This window comes from Pseudomonas sp. GM78 (assembly GCF_000282475.1).
Lineage (GTDB): Bacteria > Pseudomonadota > Gammaproteobacteria > Pseudomonadales > Pseudomonadaceae > Aquipseudomonas.
Genome location: NZ_AKJF01000182.1, coordinates 1 through 1,460, shown reverse-complemented (window position 1 = coordinate 1,460; position 1,460 = coordinate 1). Strand labels below are relative to the sequence as shown.

The 1,460-nt window shown below is 60.6% G+C and carries 1 protein-coding gene; it reads left to right on the top strand.

Features of this window, described 5'->3' with window-relative positions; translation table 11 throughout:
• Window positions 1-133: 133 nt before the first annotated feature.
• A complete protein-coding gene (locus PMI35_RS06125) occupies window positions 134-1,192 on the top strand; it encodes an IS110 family transposase (protein ID WP_086936020.1) in 1,059 nt (352 codons plus the stop codon).
• The last annotated feature ends 268 nt before the right edge of the window (window positions 1,193-1,460 follow it).

The window sequence follows — 1,460 nt, the reverse complement described above, 5'->3', positions numbered from 1 at the left end:
TCGCTGTAATTGGATGGACTCGCCCGCGCCGAGGCGTCAATGCGCCACGGGGGCAGTCTAAGAAGCCACCGACAGCGAGGGCGAATCCATGAAAAAGCATACGACGGTTAAACAGTCTTTGTCTTCCAGCGAGCTGTCGGCCTGCACGACAGTGGCGGTCGATTTGGCCAAGCAGGTCTTTCAGGTGGCAGGCGAAGACGCTCTTGGCCAAGTGCTTTACGAAGAACGCATCAAGTCGCGTGAAGCCTTTCATGCCTTTCTGCGCCAACTGCCGCCAAGCGTAGTAGTGCTGGTGGAAACAGGTCCAGGCGCTCAAGCATGGGCACGCCAGCTACAAGGTCAGGGCAATCTGGCGCGGATTCTTCCGGCACAGCTGGTGGCCCAGCACCGCAGCGGCGCCAAAAATGATCGAAATGATGCATTAGCCATATTGCGTGCGGGACGGGACAGCAAAATTGCCGCGGTCCCCATCAAAAGCGCCACCGCGCTGGCCATGCAGGCCTTGCACCGGGCCCGCCAGGGTTATGTCCGTCGGCGCACAGCCATGAGTAACCAGATGCGCGGTTTGCTGATGGAGCACGGCGTTGTCCTGGCTCAGGGTAATGCGGCGATCAACCAGACCCTGCCTCGGGTGCTGGAAGATGCCACTCAACCGTTGCCGGAGATGTTGCGTGAACTGATCGACGAGCTGCTGGGTGAGTGGCGCCAACTGGGCGAACGGGTCAACGTCCTGACCGGTCGCCTGGAGAAGGCCGCGAACGAGGACAAAACGGCCCGGCGGCTGATGACCGTGCGCGGGATCGGCCCGATCATCGCCACTGCGCTTTTGGCCAAGCAGACCGACCCTGAGCGCTTCGCCAATGCACGCCAGTTCGCCGCCTACTTCGGCATGGTGCCTGAGCAGAAAAGCAGTGGGCAGAAAATTCGCCTGGGCCGGATAAGCAAACGCGGCGACAGCTATGTGCGCAGCCTGATGGTTCAAGGCGCTCACGCGGTATTGAGGCATTTGCGCGCGGATTCGGAGCAGCCCGACGATCGTCGCTTGCAACGATGGCAGGCTCGGCTAGGCCGCAAGGAAGCGGCGATACGCTTGGCGAACCGCAACCTGCGAATCGTTTGGGTGCTGCTACAAAATGAGCAGACTTACCGCAGCCAACCGGCCCATGGCCGGCCAGCTACGCCAAGTCACTGAACAAAAGCGTTCTGCCACCGGGGCGCCACGGCGCTTCAGCCCCTGCTAGAAAACATTGACCCCAGGTCAGACCGTCGCGGATCGATGCCTGCGCTCTTACCGGCCTTCGAGGCCTGCATGTAATCGGCATACCGCGAGCTCAACCAATGTCGGCCAGAAGCCGCAGACAGGGCTTCCTCGAACAGGCCTTATACATAGATGCAACCGGGTAGCAGTGTTTGAAAAACAGGTGGCCAGTGGGGGCGAGTCCATACATAAGAGCGAAACC